20 protein-coding genes are annotated in these 18,776 nt (G+C 43.3%); 18 read left to right on the top strand and 2 right to left on the bottom strand.

The genetic code is table 11. From position 1 onward, the window contains the following. Window positions 1-79: 79 nt before the first annotated feature. The 16 genes from atpB (at window position 80) to FGM00_RS17445 (ending at window position 14,642) form a co-directional block, all read left to right on the top strand. Window positions 80-1,165: a F0F1 ATP synthase subunit A gene (gene atpB / locus FGM00_RS17520; protein ID WP_138854165.1), complete on the top strand. Its 1,086-nt coding sequence runs from the start codon at window positions 80-82 to the stop codon at window positions 1,163-1,165. A 71-nt stretch (window positions 1,166-1,236) separates the two neighbouring features. After that, a complete protein-coding gene (gene atpE, locus FGM00_RS17515) occupies window positions 1,237-1,428 on the top strand; it encodes an ATP synthase F0 subunit C (protein ID WP_138854164.1) in 192 nt (63 codons plus the stop codon). 71 nt (window positions 1,429-1,499) lie between these two features. Next, window positions 1,500-2,000: a F0F1 ATP synthase subunit B gene (locus tag FGM00_RS17510; RefSeq protein WP_138854163.1), complete on the top strand. Its 501-nt coding sequence runs from the start codon at window positions 1,500-1,502 to the stop codon at window positions 1,998-2,000. A 10-nt stretch (window positions 2,001-2,010) separates the two neighbouring features. Further along, window positions 2,011-2,550, top strand: coding sequence for an ATP synthase F1 subunit delta (gene atpH / locus FGM00_RS17505; RefSeq protein ID WP_138854162.1), 540 nt, complete (start codon window positions 2,011-2,013; stop codon window positions 2,548-2,550). A gap of 58 nt (window positions 2,551-2,608) precedes the next feature. After that, a complete protein-coding gene (gene atpA, locus FGM00_RS17500; protein WP_138854161.1) occupies window positions 2,609-4,189 on the top strand; it encodes a F0F1 ATP synthase subunit alpha in 1,581 nt (526 codons plus the stop codon). Between the two features lie 93 nt (window positions 4,190-4,282). After that, the gene (gene atpG, locus FGM00_RS17495) at window positions 4,283-5,143 is read left to right on the top strand and encodes an ATP synthase F1 subunit gamma (protein ID WP_138854160.1); all 861 of its coding nucleotides are present in this window, start codon (window positions 4,283-4,285) and stop codon (window positions 5,141-5,143) included. A 109-nt stretch (window positions 5,144-5,252) separates the two neighbouring features. Continuing rightward, complete coding sequence (locus tag FGM00_RS17490; RefSeq protein ID WP_138854159.1) at window positions 5,253-6,506, top strand: TCR/Tet family MFS transporter; 1,254 nt, start codon at window positions 5,253-5,255, stop codon at window positions 6,504-6,506. Between the two features lie 180 nt (window positions 6,507-6,686). Then, complete coding sequence (locus tag FGM00_RS17485; RefSeq protein ID WP_138854158.1) at window positions 6,687-7,532, top strand: alpha/beta fold hydrolase; 846 nt, start codon at window positions 6,687-6,689, stop codon at window positions 7,530-7,532. Continuing rightward, entirely contained in the window at window positions 7,533-8,030 is a 498-nt protein-coding gene (locus FGM00_RS17480) for an RNA polymerase sigma factor (protein ID WP_138854157.1), read from the top strand. After that, on the top strand, window positions 8,017-8,571 hold the full coding sequence (locus FGM00_RS17475; protein WP_138854156.1) for a hypothetical protein: 555 nt from the start codon (window positions 8,017-8,019) through the stop codon (window positions 8,569-8,571). The genes FGM00_RS17480 and FGM00_RS17475 overlap by 14 nt, the downstream gene beginning before the upstream one ends. A 106-nt stretch (window positions 8,572-8,677) precedes the next feature. Further along, window positions 8,678-10,144 carry a lipopolysaccharide biosynthesis protein gene (locus tag FGM00_RS17470; protein ID WP_138854155.1) on the top strand — a complete coding sequence of 489 codons (1,467 nt, stop codon included), beginning with the start codon at window positions 8,678-8,680 and terminating at the stop codon, window positions 10,142-10,144. 105 nt (window positions 10,145-10,249) lie between these two features. Continuing rightward, window positions 10,250-10,684 (top strand): dUTP diphosphatase, encoded by a 435-nt coding sequence (gene dut, locus FGM00_RS17465; protein ID WP_138854154.1) that lies wholly within the window; start codon window positions 10,250-10,252, stop codon window positions 10,682-10,684. Between the two features lie 143 nt (window positions 10,685-10,827). Then, window positions 10,828-11,769, top strand: a complete 942-nt coding sequence (locus FGM00_RS17460; RefSeq protein WP_175416265.1) for a tetratricopeptide repeat protein — start codon at window positions 10,828-10,830, stop codon at window positions 11,767-11,769. Window positions 11,770-11,773: 4 nt separating this feature from the next. Next, window positions 11,774-12,571 (top strand): lipoprotein insertase outer membrane protein LolB1, encoded by a 798-nt coding sequence (locus tag FGM00_RS17455; protein ID WP_138854152.1) that lies wholly within the window; start codon window positions 11,774-11,776, stop codon window positions 12,569-12,571. Window positions 12,572-12,623: 52 nt separating this feature from the next. Continuing rightward, on the top strand, window positions 12,624-13,793 hold the full coding sequence (locus tag FGM00_RS17450) for a murein hydrolase activator EnvC family protein (RefSeq protein WP_236262836.1): 1,170 nt from the start codon (window positions 12,624-12,626) through the stop codon (window positions 13,791-13,793). A gap of 12 nt (window positions 13,794-13,805) precedes the next feature. Then, on the top strand, window positions 13,806-14,642 hold the full coding sequence (locus FGM00_RS17445; protein WP_138854151.1) for an aldo/keto reductase: 837 nt from the start codon (window positions 13,806-13,808) through the stop codon (window positions 14,640-14,642). Between the two features lie 36 nt (window positions 14,643-14,678). Here FGM00_RS17445 and FGM00_RS17440 read toward each other — a convergent pair whose 3' ends face one another. Next, window positions 14,679-15,194, bottom strand: a complete 516-nt coding sequence (locus FGM00_RS17440) for an acyl-CoA thioesterase (RefSeq protein ID WP_138854150.1) — start codon at window positions 15,192-15,194, stop codon at window positions 14,679-14,681. A 71-nt stretch (window positions 15,195-15,265) separates the two neighbouring features. Next, the gene (locus FGM00_RS17435) at window positions 15,266-16,237 is read right to left on the bottom strand and encodes an HU domain-containing protein (RefSeq protein ID WP_138854149.1); all 972 of its coding nucleotides are present in this window, start codon (window positions 16,235-16,237) and stop codon (window positions 15,266-15,268) included. A 287-nt stretch (window positions 16,238-16,524) separates the two neighbouring features. Here FGM00_RS17435 and dprA point away from each other — a divergent pair, with 287 nt between their 5' ends. Both dprA and FGM00_RS17425 read left to right on the top strand, forming a co-directional pair. Next, the gene (gene dprA, locus FGM00_RS17430) at window positions 16,525-17,625 is read left to right on the top strand and encodes a DNA-processing protein DprA (RefSeq protein WP_138854148.1); all 1,101 of its coding nucleotides are present in this window, start codon (window positions 16,525-16,527) and stop codon (window positions 17,623-17,625) included. A gap of 326 nt (window positions 17,626-17,951) precedes the next feature. Continuing rightward, a complete protein-coding gene (locus FGM00_RS17425; protein ID WP_138854147.1) occupies window positions 17,952-18,710 on the top strand; it encodes an FKBP-type peptidyl-prolyl cis-trans isomerase in 759 nt (252 codons plus the stop codon). Window positions 18,711-18,776: the final 66 nt, after the last annotated feature.

Genomic DNA, 18,776 nt, shown 5'->3' with positions numbered 1-18,776 from the left:
AAGAGTGGATTTGCTTTTTCTTTTTGGAAGAATACCGTACATTTGCACCGATTTTTAGGGACCGATATTTTAGAGCTTTATGCAGATCAACTACTTTACCAAGTTTCTTTTTGTTGGATTACTTTTTCTAAGCGGAACACTTTTTGCCCAAGAAGTTGAGCATCATATAGATGAGCCTAATGCCGAGCATAATGATGCTCTCGAAGAGGAAATCAGTGAGGATATCGATCACCACATTCAAGACTCCCATTCTTTTACTTTTTTTTCGGACAAGGAAGCGGGCAAGCATTACGGCTTTCCGTTACCTGTGATTTTATGGGACGACGGCCTGCAGGTGTTTTCTTCCTCCAAATTCCATCACGGCGAAACGGTCGCCGAAAATAATGGTAATTACTACAAACTTTACCACAGCAAAATTTACAAGACCGACGCGAGCGGTACACTAAATTTTGATGAGGACCATCATGCCATCAACAAAAAACCACTGGACTTTTCGATTACCAAGAACGTGGTCATGATGTTCGTTACCGGATTATTGATGTTCTTGCTTTTCGCAGGTTTGGCAAGGTCTTTCGGAAAAGGCCCCATCGCAAGGGGGGCAGGGCGATTTTTTGAGCCGATTGTCCTTTATATAAGGGATGATATTGCCAAGCCCAATATTGGTCCGAAATACAAAAAATTCATGCCGTATTTATTAACGGTGTTCTTTTTTATCTGGTTTTTGAACTTATTCGGGCTTACGCCTTTGGGTGTTAATGTTACGGGTAATATTTCCGTAACCCTGGCCTTGGCTTTGCTTACGTTTATCATCACGCAGTTTTCAGGAAATAAGAACTATTGGAAACATATTTTTTGGATGCCTGGTGTTCCCGTACCCATGAAATTTATTTTGGCACCGATTGAATTATTAGGCGTCTTCATTAAGCCGTTTGCTTTGATGATTCGTTTGTATGCGAACATCATGGCGGGTCACGTGGTGTTGATGAGCATTATCGCCTTGGTCTTTTTCGTGCAGAATTGGATAGGTGGTGGACTTTCGTTGTTCTTGGCCTTTTTCCTTTCGATAATCGAACTATTGGTGGCAGCCTTACAGGCGTACATTTTTACCCTATTATCGGCATTGTATTTCGGATTTGCCGTTGAGGAGCATGACGAGGCACATTAATAAGTAGCGTTTTTTCATTTCCGCGAAGTCGGAAATCTAGTAGTGAATGTTTAATTCTTAATTATATATTTATGGAAATCCCAACAATTGTAGGTGCAGGTTTGATCGTAATCGGTGTAGGTATCGGTATCGGTAGAATCGGTGGTTCAGCTATGGAAGCTATTGCCCGTCAGCCTGAGGCTACTGGTAAAATTCAAACAGCAATGTTGATTGCAGCGGCGCTTATTGAAGGTATTGGGTTTGCGGCTTTGTTCGTAGGCTAAGAGTATGAAACCACGGCGGTAACGGTTGGTTATCGCCGTTGTTTTGATTGAAGTTTTAAACAAATTGAATTATGGATAAGTTAATCAACGATTTTTCATTCGGACTGTTCTTCTGGCAAATATTGTTATTTGTGCTTTTGCTTATTTTATTGCGAAGGTTTGCCTGGAAGCCCATTCTGAACGCAGTGAACGAAAGGGAAGATGGTATCAAAAGCGCTCTTGCGGCGGCTGAGGAGGCCAAAAAAGAAATGCAAAACGTGACTGCCGATAGCGAGCGCCTATTAAAGGAAGCCCGAGCTGAGCGAGAGGCGATGTTGAAGGAGGCCCGTGAAATTAAAGAGAAAATGATCGCTGATTCCAAAGAGCAGGCAAAAATAGAAGGTGACAAGATGCTGAAGCAGGCCCAAGTTGCGATTGAAAGCGAAAAGAAAGCCGCTGTTGCCGATATTAAAAGCCAGGTTGCAGAACTGTCTGTGGCTATCGCTGAAAAGGTGGTAAAAGAAGAGCTTTCAGGAAAGGACAAGCAATTGAAGTTGGTCGAGTCCATGTTGGGAGACATCAAATTGAACTAAGCAAGCTAGAATGAGTAATTCAAGAGCATCCATACGGTACGCAAAGGCAATTTTAGACCTCGCAGTAGACAACAAGGCTACCGATGCGGTCGAAAAAGATATGCGGTCCGTTTTGGCAACGATTTCACGGAGTTCCGAATTAAAGGAGATGCTGATGAGCCCGGTAATCAAATCCGAATTGAAGAAAAACGCATTGACGGCCATATTTAAAGGAAGCCATTCGATTACCGAAGGTCTTATCAATGTTCTGATCGAAAACAAACGTATTGATTTACTGGATGAGGTAGCCGAAAAATTCATCATTCTTAATGAAGACCTTAAAGGAAAGGGCGTTGCAGTAGTGACGACCGCAGTTCCCTTGACGGCCGAGTTGGAAAAGAAAATTTTAAAACAGGTCACCGAGTTGACTGGGAACCAAGTCACCATCGAGAATAAAATCGACGAAAGCATCGTGGGCGGATTCATTCTCCGTGTAGGGGATTTGCGATACGATGCAAGCATATCGAACAAATTGAGTAATCTTAAAAGAGAATTTACTAATAGTCTATAATAAATAGGAAGAGTGAGCGGTCTTACTTCTCACCTCTAACATCTTATATCTAGAACAAATGGCAGGAGTAAAAGCCGCTGAAGTATCAGCAATTTTAAAACAACAATTATCGAATTTTGAAGCTACGGCCTCCTTGGACGAAGTAGGAACGGTATTACAAGTAGGTGATGGTATCGCACGTGTGTACGGGCTATCGAATGCTGAATACGGAGAATTGGTAGAGTTCGACGGTGGTCTTAAGGGTATCGTTTTGAACTTGGAAGAAGACAATGTGGGGGTAGTACTATTGAGCCCATCACGTGATGTAAAAGAAGGTTCGGTTGTAAAACGAACCCAAACCATTGCTTCGATCAATGTTGGTGAAGGTATTGTTGGTCGTGTTGTGAATACTTTAGGAGCACCTATCGATGGAAAAGGGCCCATTTCAGGGGAGACGTATGAAATGCCATTGGAGCGCAAAGCGCCAGGGGTTATCTTTCGTGAGCCGGTAACCGAGCCTTTACAAACTGGTATTAAGGCAATCGACGCAATGATTCCCGTAGGTCGAGGCCAAAGGGAACTTGTCATCGGTGACCGTCAAACGGGTAAGACTACCGTTTGTATCGATACCATCTTGAATCAAAAGGAATTTTACGACGCAGGGGAACCTGTGTATTGTATTTACGTGGCCATCGGACAAAAAGCATCCACGGTAGCGGGCATCGCCCAGACCTTGCAGGATAAAGGAGCCTTGGCCTATACGACTATCGTTGCCGCAAACGCATCCGATCCCGCACCAATGCAGGTATACGCCCCAATGGCGGGTGCTGCGATTGGAGAGTATTTTCGTGATACAGGGCGCCCTGCTTTGATCATCTACGATGATTTGTCAAAACAAGCGGTTGCCTATCGTGAGGTATCACTTCTTTTGAGAAGACCTCCGGGACGTGAAGCATATCCTGGTGACGTTTTCTACCTACACTCCCGTTTATTGGAGCGTTCGGCAAAAGTCATCAATAACGATGCAATTGCTAAAGACATGAACGATTTGCCGGATTCCTTGAAGCCGATGGTAAAGGGTGGCGGTTCATTAACAGCCTTGCCTATTATCGAAACGCAGGCAGGTGATGTTTCGGCCTATATTCCAACGAACGTAATTTCGATTACCGACGGACAGATATTCTTAGAGCAGGATTTATTTAACCAAGGGGTTCGTCCAGCGATCAACGTAGGTATCTCCGTATCGCGTGTGGGTGGTAACGCGCAGATAAAGTCAATGAAAAAAGTAGCCGGTACCTTGAAGTTAGATCAGGCGCAATTCCGTGAATTGGAGGCTTTTGCCAAGTTCGGTTCCGATTTGGATGCCGCTACCTTGAACGTTATCGAAAAAGGACGTCGTAATGTTGAAATCCTAAAACAAGCGCAGAACGACCCGTTTACCGTAGAAGATCAAGTGGCGATTATCTACGCGGGGTCTAAAAACCTTTTACGTGATGTGCCCGTTGAAAAAGTAAAGGAATTTGAAAGGGACTATATCGAATTCTTGAACGCGAAGCACAGAGGTACTTTGGATACGCTTAAAGCTGGGAAGTTGACCGATGAGGTCATCGATGTTCTTACCTCCGTTGCGAAAGATCTATCGGGGAAGTATAGAAGTTAAAAGCCCCCTCTAACTCCCCCAAAAGGGGAGAATAAGGGGTTTGCAGAATAACCATAAACAAGTTCCTCCTGAAGGGGAGGCTATTAGGGGCCTATGGCGAATCTAAAAGAAATAAGAAACAGGATAGCATCGGTATCGTCGACCATGCAGATTACCAGTGCCATGAAAATGGTATCTGCTGCAAAATTGAAGAAAGCCCAGGATGCTATTACCGCTATGCGACCTTATTCTGATAAGCTTACCGAGCTTTTGCAGAGTTTGAGTGCGAGCTTAGATGGTGATGCAGGAAGTAAATTTGCCGACAATCGGGAAGTGAACAAGGTGCTTATTGTTGCGATTACCTCGAACAGGGGACTTGCGGGAGCATTTAATTCCAACATCCTAAAACAATGTACCATTTTGATTAATGAGACCTATGCCGGAAAGCAGGTCGATTTTATGGCCATCGGGAAGAAGGCAAATGATTTTCTGAACAAAAAATCTAATGTAATCGCCAATCACAGTGGTTTATATGACGATTTGACCTTTGAAAACACGGCTGTCATTGCAGAAGACCTGATGGAACGTTTCACCAGTGGAGAATATGATAAAATAGAGGTCGTCTACAACAAATTCAAAAATGCTGCGACCCAAATTGTAATGACGGAACAGTTCTTGCCGATTGTTCCTGTTGAAGGCGGTGAAGCAACTAGTGGCGATTATATTTTTGAACCCTCCAAACCGGAAATCGTTGCGCAGTTGATACCAAAGTCATTGAAAACGCAGCTTTACAAGGGTATTCGTGATTCGTTTGCTAGTGAACACGGTGCACGAATGACGGCTATGCACAAGGCGACCGATAATGCTACCGAATTGCGCGACCAGTTAAAACTTACATATAACAAAGCAAGACAGGCAGCCATTACCAATGAGATTTTAGAGATTGTTGGTGGTGCCGAAGCGTTAAATAATTAATATGGCGTCCCGAGCATTGTCCAAGGGCTACAATGCTTAAAGCCCACTAAAACGATACAACCTCACAGCAATGTGGGGTTTCTTTTTTTTACCGATTTTTGCAGCCGCTATGCAATCCAAAAAAACCGCGCTACTCTTTATTTTCATCACCATTCTGGTGGATGTCATAGGTATCGGTATCATCCTTCCCATAATCCCGGATCTCATCATGGAACTGACAGGGGAAGGTACGGCCATGGCCGTCATTTATGGGATGTGGTTGACGACTGCCTTTGCTGGAATGCAATTCTTGTTTTCTCCGATTCTAGGGGAGATTTCCGATCAGTACGGGAGACGCCCGATTTTACTGATCGCCCTCTTGGGACTGAGTATCGATTACTTGATCCATGCCTGGGCCCCGACCATCATCTGGTTGTTCTTAGGACGGTTTCTCGCAGGCATTACCGGGGCAAGTTTCACCGTGGCTTCCGCATACATTGCAGATATTAGTACTAAGGAAGAAAAGGCTAAAAATTTCGGATTGATAGGCGCTGCATTCGGCTTAGGATTTATCATAGGCCCTGGTATTGGTGGTTTTTTTGGTGAAGTCGATATTCGACTTCCGTTCTATATCGCCGCTGGCCTGACGTTTTCGAATTTTCTATTTGGCTACTTCTTTGTACCGGAATCCCTTACCCCTGAAAATAGAAGACCGATCAATGTACTGAAAATGATTCCGGGCGTTTCTTTGGCGAGCCTACGAAACTACAAAGGTGTTTTGCTCTTGATCGTCGCTTTTTTTCTGGCCAATTTAGCTGGGCAGTCACTGCCAGCGGTCTGGTCCTATTACGGAATCGAGCGGTATGATTGGAGTCCGCGTGAAATAGGGATTTCCCTTATGGTGGTAGGCTTACTGGTGGCGGTAGTTCAAGGCTTTTTAGTGGGTATTGTCGTGAAAAAAATCGGAAAGAAAAGAACGGTTGTCATTGGTTTTACACTTTGGACGATTGGAATGTTCCTTTTTTCGCAAGCCTCCGAACCCTGGATGTTGTATGCCTTTTTGGTTCCGTATGCCTTAGGTGGTGTGGCAGGGCCCACTATTCAGGGTATTATCTCAAATCAGGTCTCTGAAAAGGAGCAGGGAAATTTACAAGGGGCCATAACCGGCTTATTAAGTGTTACCGCTATTTTGGGTCAGCTGTTGTTCTCGCCGGTTTTTTACTATTTTATTCGTCCAGAGGCCGATATCTACTTTCCGGGAGCGCCCTATGCCTTAGCGGCCCTATTGTTGTTCTTGGCCTTTCTTTTCGCCTTTATGGCCATGAAAAAGATGGATTTACAAGACGATGAATCCGTTCACTCCAAAGACGTTCTTCCCCATTAACTATTTTCGCGGTTTCTTTACCGTATGGATAGTAGCCAAGGGACGCAATCTACTACTTCCTCGGGCTCAAAAAGAGGATGACTCCGCTTTCCGTATAAAGCTTTAGCTGGATTGTTGATGCAAGGATGTAACATTTTTGACAAAATGCATCTAAAAGGAAAATCATCTAAAAAACTTCATATGCAGACGTTGAAAAAAGTAGTAGTAATGTGGATGTTTATCTCATCCGCTTTTTTGTATGCGCAAGACCATCCTTTTGAGGTGACGGTAAAAGGAGAAGGGCAGCCGGTTTTATTATTTCCGGGATTTACCTGTACGGGAGCCGTTTGGGACGACACCGTCGCGGAACTATCGAAAAACTACGAATGTCATGTGTTTACCTTTGCGGGTTTTGGGGATGTAGCTCCGATTGAAACACCATGGCTTCCCAAAATCAAAGAGGCAATCAATCGCTACGTTGAGGAGAAAGAGCTTAAAGCTCCAATTGTACTGGGCCATAGTCTTGGTGGTGCCTTGGGCTTGTGGTTGGCCATAGACGAGGAACATCCGTACTCCAAGTTGATTGTTGTTGAAGCCCTACCTTCGACAGGAGCGCTGATGATGCCCAACTTTAAGAGCGAAAACATGGTGTATGAAAGTCCATGGAACCAACAAATGCTGGCGATGGATGATACTTCCTTTGAGAAAATGGCCGTTCAAATGGCGTCGGGAATGACCTTGAAACCACATAAAAAGGAGCAGCTAAAAGATTGGATACTAATGGCTGACCGAGAAACCTATGTGTACGGTTATACGGATTTATTAAGATTGGACTTAAGGGAAGACATCGTGAAAATCACCATTCCCGTCACTATTTTGGCGGCGACAAAGCCCTATGGTCTGGAAATGGCCAAAAAGACTTATGAAGGACAATACAGTAATCTGGCGGAATATAAAATCAAATATGCCGAGGATGCCGCCCATTTTATCATGTACGATCAACCGGAATGGTTTTTAAATCAGCTTACAAAAGCGTTGCAATATTAAATGAAGCAAGAGGCATCCCATTTTGAGGAAATCTATCAAGCGAATTACCCACGGGTCATACGTATATGCAGGGGTTACGTAAACGGAGATGAACAGCTGGCGAAGGATTTGGCCCAGGAAGTATTCATCAAAGTGTGGCGCTGTTTGGCAACTTTTCGGAACGAGTCCAGCATCGCAACTTGGATTTATCGGATTACCGTAAATACCTGTTTGCTACAGTTGCGTAAAAAGAAATATCATAATAATGCAAAGGCCCTTGAAACGTATTCTGAAACTGAGGAAGAAGAAGGGCCATCCAAAGAAAAGCAACTAAAAAAAATGTACCAGTGCATCAATACACTTTCCGAGGAGAATAGAGGCATTATTTTGTTGGAGTTGGAAGGACTTCCCCAAAAAGAAATCGCTACGGTCATAGGCTTCTCGCATGAAGCGATTCGCGTACGGGTACATCGTATTAAAAATAGCTTAACTAAATGTGTTCAAAATGACGGAATTTGAAGAATTACAATCGGAATGGGAGAAGCAGTCTCAACCAGAGGCTCCAATCGATGGGGCAGGACGGGTAAGGGAAAAAATTGCCTCCATCCAGCAGAAACAAGGTATCGCCAATATCGTATTGACCAGTACCGGAATCATACTGGTTATCTTCTTCTTCTATATTTCCGCATACAAAGTGCAAACGGTCATGATCGGTCTGTTGCTCATGATCGGGGCTTTGGTCATTCGTATAGCGATAGAATTTTTCAGTATCGGAAGATTACGTAGCTTAAATGTCTCCGTTGATGTGGTCCGCTTTAAAGCGCAGCTCACCAAATACTATAAAAACCGGATTAAAATACACCTGATCATCACACCGCTGATTGTTCTAGTATATTGTGTTGGTTTCGTAGTGCTTCTACCTTCATTTAAGGCAAATTTATCCGAAGGTTTCTATAACTATATTGTAATTTCTTCCATTGTACTTTTGGTGGTTTTGGGTTTGTTTATTGCAAAGCAAATTCGAAACGAGCTACGAATGCTAAAAGATTTGAAATCCTAAAGTGGCAATAACATCGGCGCATACGTATCGCTTTTGGTGCATTAGCGGTTCTGTCTTTGTTTCAATGTGATAAATAGGTACTTTTGGGTCTTAATCCGCACTGGAATTGAATCCACTCAAAAAATTGTTCAAGCAAACCGCTATTTATGGCTTGGCTACGGTATTGCCGCGGATGCTTACTTTTATTCTGGTACCTGTTTATACCTCCGTCATGGCTCCTGGGCTCTATGGGGAGGTGAGTATCATCTTCGCCTGGTTTGCTATTTTCAATGTCTTTCTTGCCTACGGTATGGAAACAGCTTTCTTCCGTTTTTATAGTAAATCGGATGATAAGGAGACTGTCGTTTCCACCTCATTGATTTCGGTGGCCGCCTCGACCTTGGCTTTCCTATTCGTAGCGGCATTGTTCCAAAATAGTATGGCCGGCTTATTGGAAATCGACTCAAAGTATATCAAATACGTGATTATAATTTTGGGTCTGGACGCGCTGGTCATGATTCCATTTGCGTGGCTCAGAGCCAATGAAAAACCAATGCGCTATGCGGTGATCAAGATATTGAACGTGGCCGTAAATCTTGGATTGAATCTTTTTTTCCTTATCGCCCTTCCCAGAATGATGGAAAGTAATCCGGATGGTTTTTTCTCTTGGATGTACAAGCCTAATTTCGAAATCTCCTACATCTTTATTTCCATGTTGGTTGCAAGTGGTTTGACATTCTTGTTGATGCTGCCGCTTTATCTGAAAACAACGTATCGCTTTGATAAAGTGCTATGGAATAGCATGATGCAATATGCTTGGCCTGTTTTGATTGCCGGAATCGCATTTACGATTAATGAAGTCTTCGATCGTATTCTTTTAGAGCGTTTGCTCGATCCCGCGGTTGCGGAGAGCAAGGTGGGAATGTATTCCGCATGCTACAAACTCGGGCTTTTTATGACACTTTTCGCCACGGCATTTCGGATGGGCATCGAACCTTTTTTCTTTAGTCACGCGGGAAGCGAAAATCCACAAAAAGCGTATGCCCAGATTACCAATTATTTCGTGGTATTGGGCAGTATCATATTACTTGCGGTGGTCGTTTTCGCAGATGTGCTAAAGGTTATTTTTGTGCAGGATGAGGCGTACTGGGAGGCAATGGATATTGTACCCCTCATCGTTTTGGCCAGCTTTTTTCTGGGCATCTATCATAACCTTTCCGTATGGTACAAGGTTACCGACAAAACACGCTATGGGGCTTTGATATCGGTCATCGGAGCGATTATAACAATTGGTATTAATTATATTTTTATTCCGTATATCGGCTATATGGCCTCAGCCATAGCGACCGTCATGGCCTACGGGAGTATGATGGTCATTTCGTATTACCTTGGAAAGTCTCGGTATCCCGTTCCCTACAATTTTAGAAAAATCTTATTTTATCTTTCGATTTCTATTCTATTCTCGTTCCTTTCCTTTTATGTGTTTCATAGGAATTTGATCGCCGGGAGCATTTTCTTGGCCTTGTTTCTTGGGTTGGTGTATAAATTAGAAAATGATATATTAAGGAAGATATTTATAAAAAAAAGAGCTTAGATATTTAGAATCTAGAGCCAAGACTAATTTTTAGTGCCTTTAGTCTAAGTTCTTGTTTCTAACAGCGCAACGAGTCTAGCGTCCTTTTCCACAAAAATAACAACAATGAACATCAACATCATCAACAAATCGAATCACCAATTGCCCCATTATGAAACGGGTGCCTCTGCCGGAATGGATTTAAGAGCCAATATTTCGGAATCGGTAACGTTACAACCTTTAGAGCGGGCTATCATTAAAACGGGGCTATTTATAGCGTTGCCCGTTGGCTTTGAGGCCCAAGTACGACCGAGAAGTGGTTTGGCCGCCAAAAAAGGCATTACAGTACTCAACGCACCCGGAACCATTGATGCCGATTATAGGGGCGAGATTGGCGTGATTCTTGTAAACTTGTCAAACGAACCTTTCGTGATAGAAGAAGGGGAACGTATCGCTCAATTGGTCATTGCCAAGCACGAACGTGCCAAATGGGTCGAGGTTACCGAGTTGTCCGAAACTGCTCGCGGCGTAGGTGGTTTTGGGAGTACGGGCATTAAATAGTTTAGCAATTGGTTTAATTTTAATTCTTAATTTCAAGTATCAATGATTTATAATTCTTGAAGTTGAGTTTGAAAATTCGATTTAGTATTCCCCCTCTTAGGGGAAAAGGGGGGTGTTCTCCCGAAACGAACGAGACATTATATATGTACAAAGGTTTTTGCATAACATTATTGTTAACCGGATTTCTTCTCATTCCGTCAATTAACTATGCTCAAGAACCCGACCCCGAAATTCGCGCGGAAGAAAGTGCCGAGGTTTCCCTCGAGGACTATACCGATGAATTTCAGGAAAACTTTTTCGAGGCCCTAAAGCAAAAAGGAATTGAAAATTACGATAGGGCCATCAATCTCTTTTTGGAATGCAAACGACTGGATGCCGATAACCGGGTCATTGATCATGAATTGGCGAAGGTGTATCTTAAAGACAAACAATTCCCGCTAGCGGAAGATTATGCGATAATCGCTTTAAACGCCGACCCGGAGAATTTGTGGTACTTGAAGACCTTGGTCGATATCGTTCAAGTGCAAAGTGGTTCGTTCAACAGTGTGTTGGCTAACATCCCCTATGAGAATCCCAAACTAAAAGAGAACTTGGCCTTGATTTATTACCGTAGCGGTAATTATGAAGCCGCTCGAAATGTCTTGAAGGAAGTCCGTAAATCTCCGTTTAGCGAAGACCTGTCGCTCAAGGTGAATGATTCCCTTGCGAAACAAGAGGCGGAACGAAAAACAGTGTCTTTTTCAACTACCTCCAATTCCGAACAGGAAGGCTCGATGATGTCCTATAAAATGCGTATCGAAGGACTGTTCGCAACCGATAGCACCGTGTTTTTGCTACAAGTATCGGAAGAAGCATTGGAGGCCTATCCTGCGCAACCTTATTTCTACTATGCCAATGGCTATGCCCTGAACCAAAAAGGGAAATACCGTGAAGCCATTGTAATTTTGGAGGCTGGCCTGGATTATATGTTGGGCGATATTTCGTTGGAGAATAAGTTTTACACCGCCCTTTCCGATGCGTATAAGGCAATGAATAATTCAGTGAAGGCAAATATGTACCTTCGCAAGATAAAACCTGGATTTTAAACATATGAAGGTACTTTTCAGCCTAGTAAGAGGAAGTTTTACAGCGGTTATGCTGTTCTTGGTCATCAGTTCGTGCAAAAGCACCAAAGTGGTCACGGATGGCACCGTAAATGCCAATTTGACCGCCAAGACGATTATTAAGCAGCATTACCAGAATCAATTGGACTTTAAAACGATACGCGGCAAGTTGAAAATCGACTATTCCGATGGGAGTACCGAGCAAAGTGTACCGCTAACACTGCGAATGGAAAAGGATAAGGCCATCTGGGTCAGTGCCCCTTTGGGCATCGTAAAGGCTTATATTACGCCTGGAAGGGTTTCGTTTTACAACAAACTTCAGAACGAATATTTTGACGGCGATTTTACCTTTTTAAGTAACATGCTAGGCACCGAACTCGATTTCAATCAGGTACAGAACCTTTTGTTGGGGCAGGCGCTTATCGATTTGAAAGAAGGTAAGTACGACACACAGATTGCCAATGACAGCTATCAACTGAAACCCAAAAAAGCGGCCGAGCTGTTCAAAATCCTTTTCCAAATAGAACCCAAAAACTTTAAAATGGCATCGCAGCAGCTTTCGCAACCGCTGAAAAAAAGGCTGTTGCAGATCAATTATACCAATTACCAGAAAATCGGTAACTGGATACTCCCTAACCTAATTGATATCGCCGCTACTGATGGGAACGTGCAAAGTAAGATTGCCATTGAATACCGCAATATCGAGTTTGACCAAGAACTCAGATTTCCATATAAAATACCAAATGGTTTTAAAGAAATCGTTTTGAAAGAGGTTGATTTATAATTCGTTACATATTACTTTCCGTACCACCTTACTTTTCTTGTTCGTTGGATGCTTGGCTTTTGCCCAAACGGGCGAGCAAAAGTCATTAGAGGCCAAACGGGAACGCCTTCAAAAGGAAATCGCCGAAATCAATCGACTGCTTTTCGCGAAAAAAAAGGAAAAAGGAACTGTTCTCGATCAGATGGAAGCCTTGGACAAAAAAATAAATGTCAGCCAAGAATTGATCAAGGTAAGCGATCAAGAATCCAATCTTCTGAACAGACAGATCAATACCAACGTCAATAGTATTTCTGAATTACGAGGCGATTTGACGTCACTCAAAGAAGAATACGCGACCATTATTCAGAAGTCTTACCAAAACCGTTCCCAGCAGAATAGATTAATGTTCTTGTTATCGTCCGAAAGCTTTTTTCAAGCGTTTAAGCGGTTGCAATATATGAAGCAGTATACCGATTACAGGCGGGAACAAGGCGAGCAAATTCAGGAAAAAACCAAGCAATTGACGCAATTGAACTCCGATCTTATTGAACAACGCAAGAAAAAGGACGCCTTGATCGCACAGAACAAAAAGGCAAAAGCACAATTGATGCGCGAAATGAAAGTTCAAAAGGCATTATTGGGCTCGATACGACAAAATGAAAGCCAGTATGCAGCGCAGGTACAGCAAAAAACAAAGGAGGCCAAAAAGATAGACAAGCAAATCGAGGAAGTTATCAAAAGAGCCATTTTAGCCGCGAATAAAGCATCGGGAATCAAAACCAAAAGTACCTCTAAGTTCGTTTTAACACCGGAGGCGACCATCATTGCCAATAATTTTTCCGCGAACAAGGGCCGACTGATCTGGCCCGTTGACAAGGGAATTAAAAGTCAGGGCTTCGGGGTGTACAACGATGCCGTGTATCCTGGAATTAAACACGAAAGCAATGGAGTAATCATCGCGACCGATGAAGGCACCAAGGCCCGATCGATTTTTAAGGGTGAAGTCATTGCCATCCTGTCCGTTCCCGGCGGGAAAAAGGGCGTACAGGTAAAACACGGGAACTACATTAGTACCTATTACAATCTCTCTGAACTATATGTGAAAAAAGGCGATGTCGTAGATGTGAAAACCGAACTGGGGCTGATTTATACCAATCGGTCGAACGGCCAGACACGTTTAAAATTCTACCTTTATGAAGACACGGATAAACTCAATCCGGAGGAATGGTTATACCTATTATAAATACATACTACCATGAAACAAATAACGAATTTAGGAGGTGGTTTTACCTTGCGAAATGGGGTACAAATGCCTTATTTAGGTTTGGGTACCTATATGGCCGACAATGAAAATGAGGTTTCCGATGCCGTTCGCCATGCATTGAATATGGGCTATCGGCATATTGATACTGCAAGTATCTACAAAAATGAAGAAGGCGTAGGTAAAGGTATTCGGGAAAGTGATGTTGCCCGATCGGAATTATTTGTGGTGAGTAAGGTGTGGAATGCCGACCAAGGCTATGAGGAAACCCTCAGGGCATTTGAGCAGAGTCTGGATAGATTACAGCTCGATTATTTGGACCTTTACCTTATCCACTGGCCAGTAACTGAGAAGTATAAGGAAACTTGGAGGGCCATGGAAAAGCTATACGCTGAAAAACTCATTCGCGCCATTGGAGTAAGTAATTTTCTGGAACATCATTTGGAAGACTTGATGGGCGCTAGCGAGGTGGCACCGATGGTCAATCAAATGGAGTTTCACCCGTTTCTCGTACAACAAGAGCTGATCGATTACTGTTCTACCCATGGCATACAATACGAAGCGTGGTCCCCTTTTATGCAAGGCAAACTCTTCGAAATAGATTTCTGCGATCCACTGGTCGAAAAATATAATAAAACGGCCGCGCAGCTGATTTTAAGGTACAACCTTCAAAAGGGAGTCGTTACAATCCCTAAATCCGTTAACAAAGAACGCATTCGTAGCAATGCAGACATTTTTGATTTTGAACTTGCTGATACGGATATAAAATACCTGGATAGTCTAGATAGGGGAGAACGGACAGGCCCTGATCCCGATAACTTTGACTTTTGAAAATACTTGACCGAAGCAGATTGTTTCCTCTATGTTTTAGTTGTCCATAAACAACGCACGAAGTTCGGTAGCTTCATTGGGTTTCATTTTTCCAGCGAGCACCAAACTGAGCTGCTTCCGACGTAAGGCTGCATCAAAACGTTCTTGTTCGAGGGGTGTTTCCGGTTCCAGTGTTGGCACTTTTCGGGGCTTTCCAGAAGCATCCAGTGCTACGAAAGTGTAGATGCCCTCATTTGCTTTGGAACGTTTGCCATCAAAACGGTCTTCTATCCATACATCGATAAAAACCTCCATTGATGATGAAAATGCCCTTGAAACTGCGGCCTCTATGGTTACCACACTCCCCAAGGGAACGGCTTGCGTAAATGCCACATGGTTAACCGCTGCGGTAACCGTAATACTTTCGGCATGCCGTCCCGCTGCGATGCTGGCCGCTCTATCCATACGAGCGAGGAGCTCGCCGCCAAAAAGATTTTTTAGAATATTGGTTTCACCAGGGAGAACGATATCTGTCATTATCGTACGCGAATCGTTAGGGTGTTTGGTATCCATAGCTTAAAATTTCGGCAAAGGTACTGAACTCCGGAAAAGTAATAATATAAAGGGGCACTAATAGGGTAGAATTATCGAACCGACTTTAACCACGCGTCTTTCGAATGGCTTTGCCTGATTTCTTTGAGGGTGCTAAGGGCCTTTTCTGAATCGGTAAAACTCTCATAAGCCACCATATACAAGCCAAATTTATTCGTGCCGATATACGAAGGGTTGAATCCTCTGCGTTTGAGCTGGCGTATTTTTTTATCCGCATTGGTTTTAAAACGAAACGCCCCGGCAATGATATGATGTACTTTTTGACCTTTTGCAGTCGTGGAAGACTTGTTGGTAGTACCGCCAATGTTGAGATTTAAAACAGGCAGTTCTAAGGGCGAAGTATCGAAAAAAGTGGCTTCCTGAATGTGTTTGGAGACTTGTTCCTGCGCATCTTCTTGGGCCATTTGCTGACTTTCGATACCATTTTGATAAGTGGTATAGCCGGCCAATCCAGTGGAAAGGGCCAATAGAAATATAGCGGCATACTTCAGATAAGGTCGAATGGTCGTCGACTTTCTTGCCTCTGGCGTTATGGTAAACGGAATCTTTTCTTCCAACTGAACCACTTCCTCTTTGAGCACTTCGCGGGTAACCGGTTTCGATACGAAAGGAGCTAATCCGAAGGAAGATGTAAGGTAATTTACCTTCTCCGAAGGTTGAAACAGTATTTTACCCTCGGAATTCTTCCAAAGCTCACCAACATTGGGTAGTGGTAGCCTTTCGCCTTTTTGCAATGCGGTATTCCAAGTTTTAACGGTTTCGTTTACCGAACGCAGCATTACCTCATAGCCTTTTTTCTCGGCTTGCGCCATATAGGAGACCAAGAGCCCGTCATTGGAGGTCAATTGTTTGTTAAAGGATAGGATTTTGGTAGGTGGATAAAAGGTGTTCGACGCCTTGTGTAACACGGCCGATTTTTTCTGCGTCAGGAACGCACCAAAGCCCGGAATAACGACACAGTTATACCGATATAATAGCTCATTTAGATAGTGTTCAACTCCCATCGGGACAAATATGAAAAAAATAGAGGGGTTTTATAAGCCTTCACTTTACTTTTTATTAACATTATATTTGAGGTGTTTTGTGGATAACTTTGAACTCATTTACACTTTTAGGATTGAAGCGAACCTGCCTCACCGGCAGGCAGGAATCAGTTATTTTTTCACTCGGTTGAAGAATTTACGATTTGGATGTTCCTGGGTCATTTTTGATTTTATAGGGGTGATTATCTTAACTAGAGTTATCGCTAAAATTCAAGCACGGATAAAATAATGTGTAAAAAAGGATTTAAATGACTGAAAATGAACTATTAGCGGTGCTAAGACTTCAGCATGCGCCCAACATCGGGGACGTGACGGCCAAAAAACTGATTTCGCACTGCGGTAGTCCTGCCGCTGTTTTTACCGACAAATTACAGCAACTTCAAAAAATCGATGGCGTTGGTACGTATACGGTGCGGGGTTTGCATGATGCTGAACACCGTGAGGCGGCCGAAGCCGAATTGCGATATATCACGGATAATGATATCGCCTACGCCTATTTTACCGATCCGGATTATCCCAATTACCTGAAACATTGTATCGATGGTCCCGTACTGTTGTTCAAAAGGGGGAACATCAACCTTGAAGGGCGGAAGATCATTAGCATCGTGGGCACCCGTAAAATTACCAGCTACGGAAGCGCCCTTTGCGAAGAACTTATCGAAGCATTGTCGCCTTTAAATCCGATTATCGTTAGCGGATTTGCCTATGGAGTGGATATTTGTGCACAGCGTGCGGCCCTGAAACACGATTTGCAGACGATAGGCTGCCTAGCGCATGGGCTCAATCAAATTTACCCCAAGGTACACGCCAAATACACCTCTGATATTGAAAAGAATGGCGGTTTCATGACTGAATTCTGGAGTACGAGCAACCCGGATAGGGAAAATTTCCTCAAACGCAATCGTATTATCGCCGGTATGGCAGAGGCGACCATTGTCATCGAATCCGCAGAAAGAGGAGGAAGTCTGGTAACCGCAGATATTGCCAATAGCTACAATAGGGATGTCTTTGCCTTTCCAGGACGTGCAAAAGACAACTACAGCACAGGGTGTAATAATTTGATCAAACAGCAAAAGGCGCACATGATTACCTCGGCGGCAGACTTGCTCTATATGTTGGGATGGGATATCGAACAACAGCAGAAAACGGTTCAAAAACAACTGTTTGTCGAATTGGAGGGTGACGAACAGACTATCTACGATTATTTGCAAAAAAAAGGGAAACAGCAATTGGATAGCATCGCCTTGGAATGCCAGCTACCTATTTTCAAAGTCTCCTCGACCCTTTTAAATATGGAAATGAAAGGAGTGATTCGACCCTTGCCCGGAAAGTTGTTCGAGGCCATATAGAAAATGAAATTTAAGCACATGCAAATAGCGAAATTGGAGTTTAAGAAATCGGTTAAGAGCGTCTAACGGTAGGATATATTCCATGGCCTGTCGGGAGTACAAATCCAGTTACAAACCATCTGGTCTGTACAAGACAATTGTGCTTAAATAATTGAACGAATATGGGCGTTCATCGATAAAATACCACCTTAAATCCAGCTTGATTATGAATTGTAAATTAAGGGCGAAGCGGGTAACCGACCAATCGGTCTGTTCTTAACAAAGCGAACAGTTTTAAAAGAGTTAGTATCTTTCGCCTAAAATAGAAAACCACAATCCTAATTTTCATGAAAAATTCGATTATCCTTCTTACTGCGGTGCTCTTTGGAGTAACAGGTCTTGCACAAAAAAAGAAAGAGCTTATAAAGCAAGTAGCCTTGCTGCAAGCCCAAAAGACAGCGATGCAAAAAAAGTGGGATTCCCTACGGCAAACTCAGGAAATGAATATGAACGACGATTTACACAGCTTCAGCTATGCCATGGGGGTGAGTATCGGAAGCGATTTAAAAGATTCGGGAGTAGACTCTCTTTTCTACAATGCGTTTTCCATTGCCTTAAAAGATGTAATGAACGGTACTGAAAAAATAAGCGTCCAAGAAGCCAATACCACAATGCGGGCAACCATGACCAAATTGGAGGAGGAACGAAATAAAAGACTGAAGGAGAAGAGCGCCCGATTCTTGGCCGAAAATGCCAAAAGACCGGAAATAACAACTACCGATAGTGGTCTGCAGTATGAGATTATCAAGGCCACAGAGGGAGCCAAGCCGACGGTCGCCGATAAGGTAAAAGTACATTACACGGGAATGTTCCCCGACGGTAAGGTGTTCGATAGCTCTGTAGAAAGGGGCGAACCCATAGATTTCAAGGTAACCGGAGTTATTAAAGGCTGGACGGAAGCTTTACAAATGATGTCGGTCGGGTCGAAATGGAAATTGTATATTCCCTATGATTTGGCCTACGGCGAAAGGGGTGCCGGTGGAGGTACCATACCGCCTTTTGCAGTATTGATTTTTGATGTAGAACTGTTGGATATTTTGGAATAACCTCTAGAAAAATCTCGACTCATCCGGCGATAGAAAATACAGCCTGCATCTTTTAAAGTACTCTCT

Source organism: Aggregatimonas sangjinii, assembly GCF_005943945.1.
Lineage (GTDB): Bacteria > Bacteroidota > Bacteroidia > Flavobacteriales > Flavobacteriaceae > Pelagihabitans > Pelagihabitans sangjinii.
This window is presented reverse-complemented; position numbering and strand designations above follow the sequence as displayed.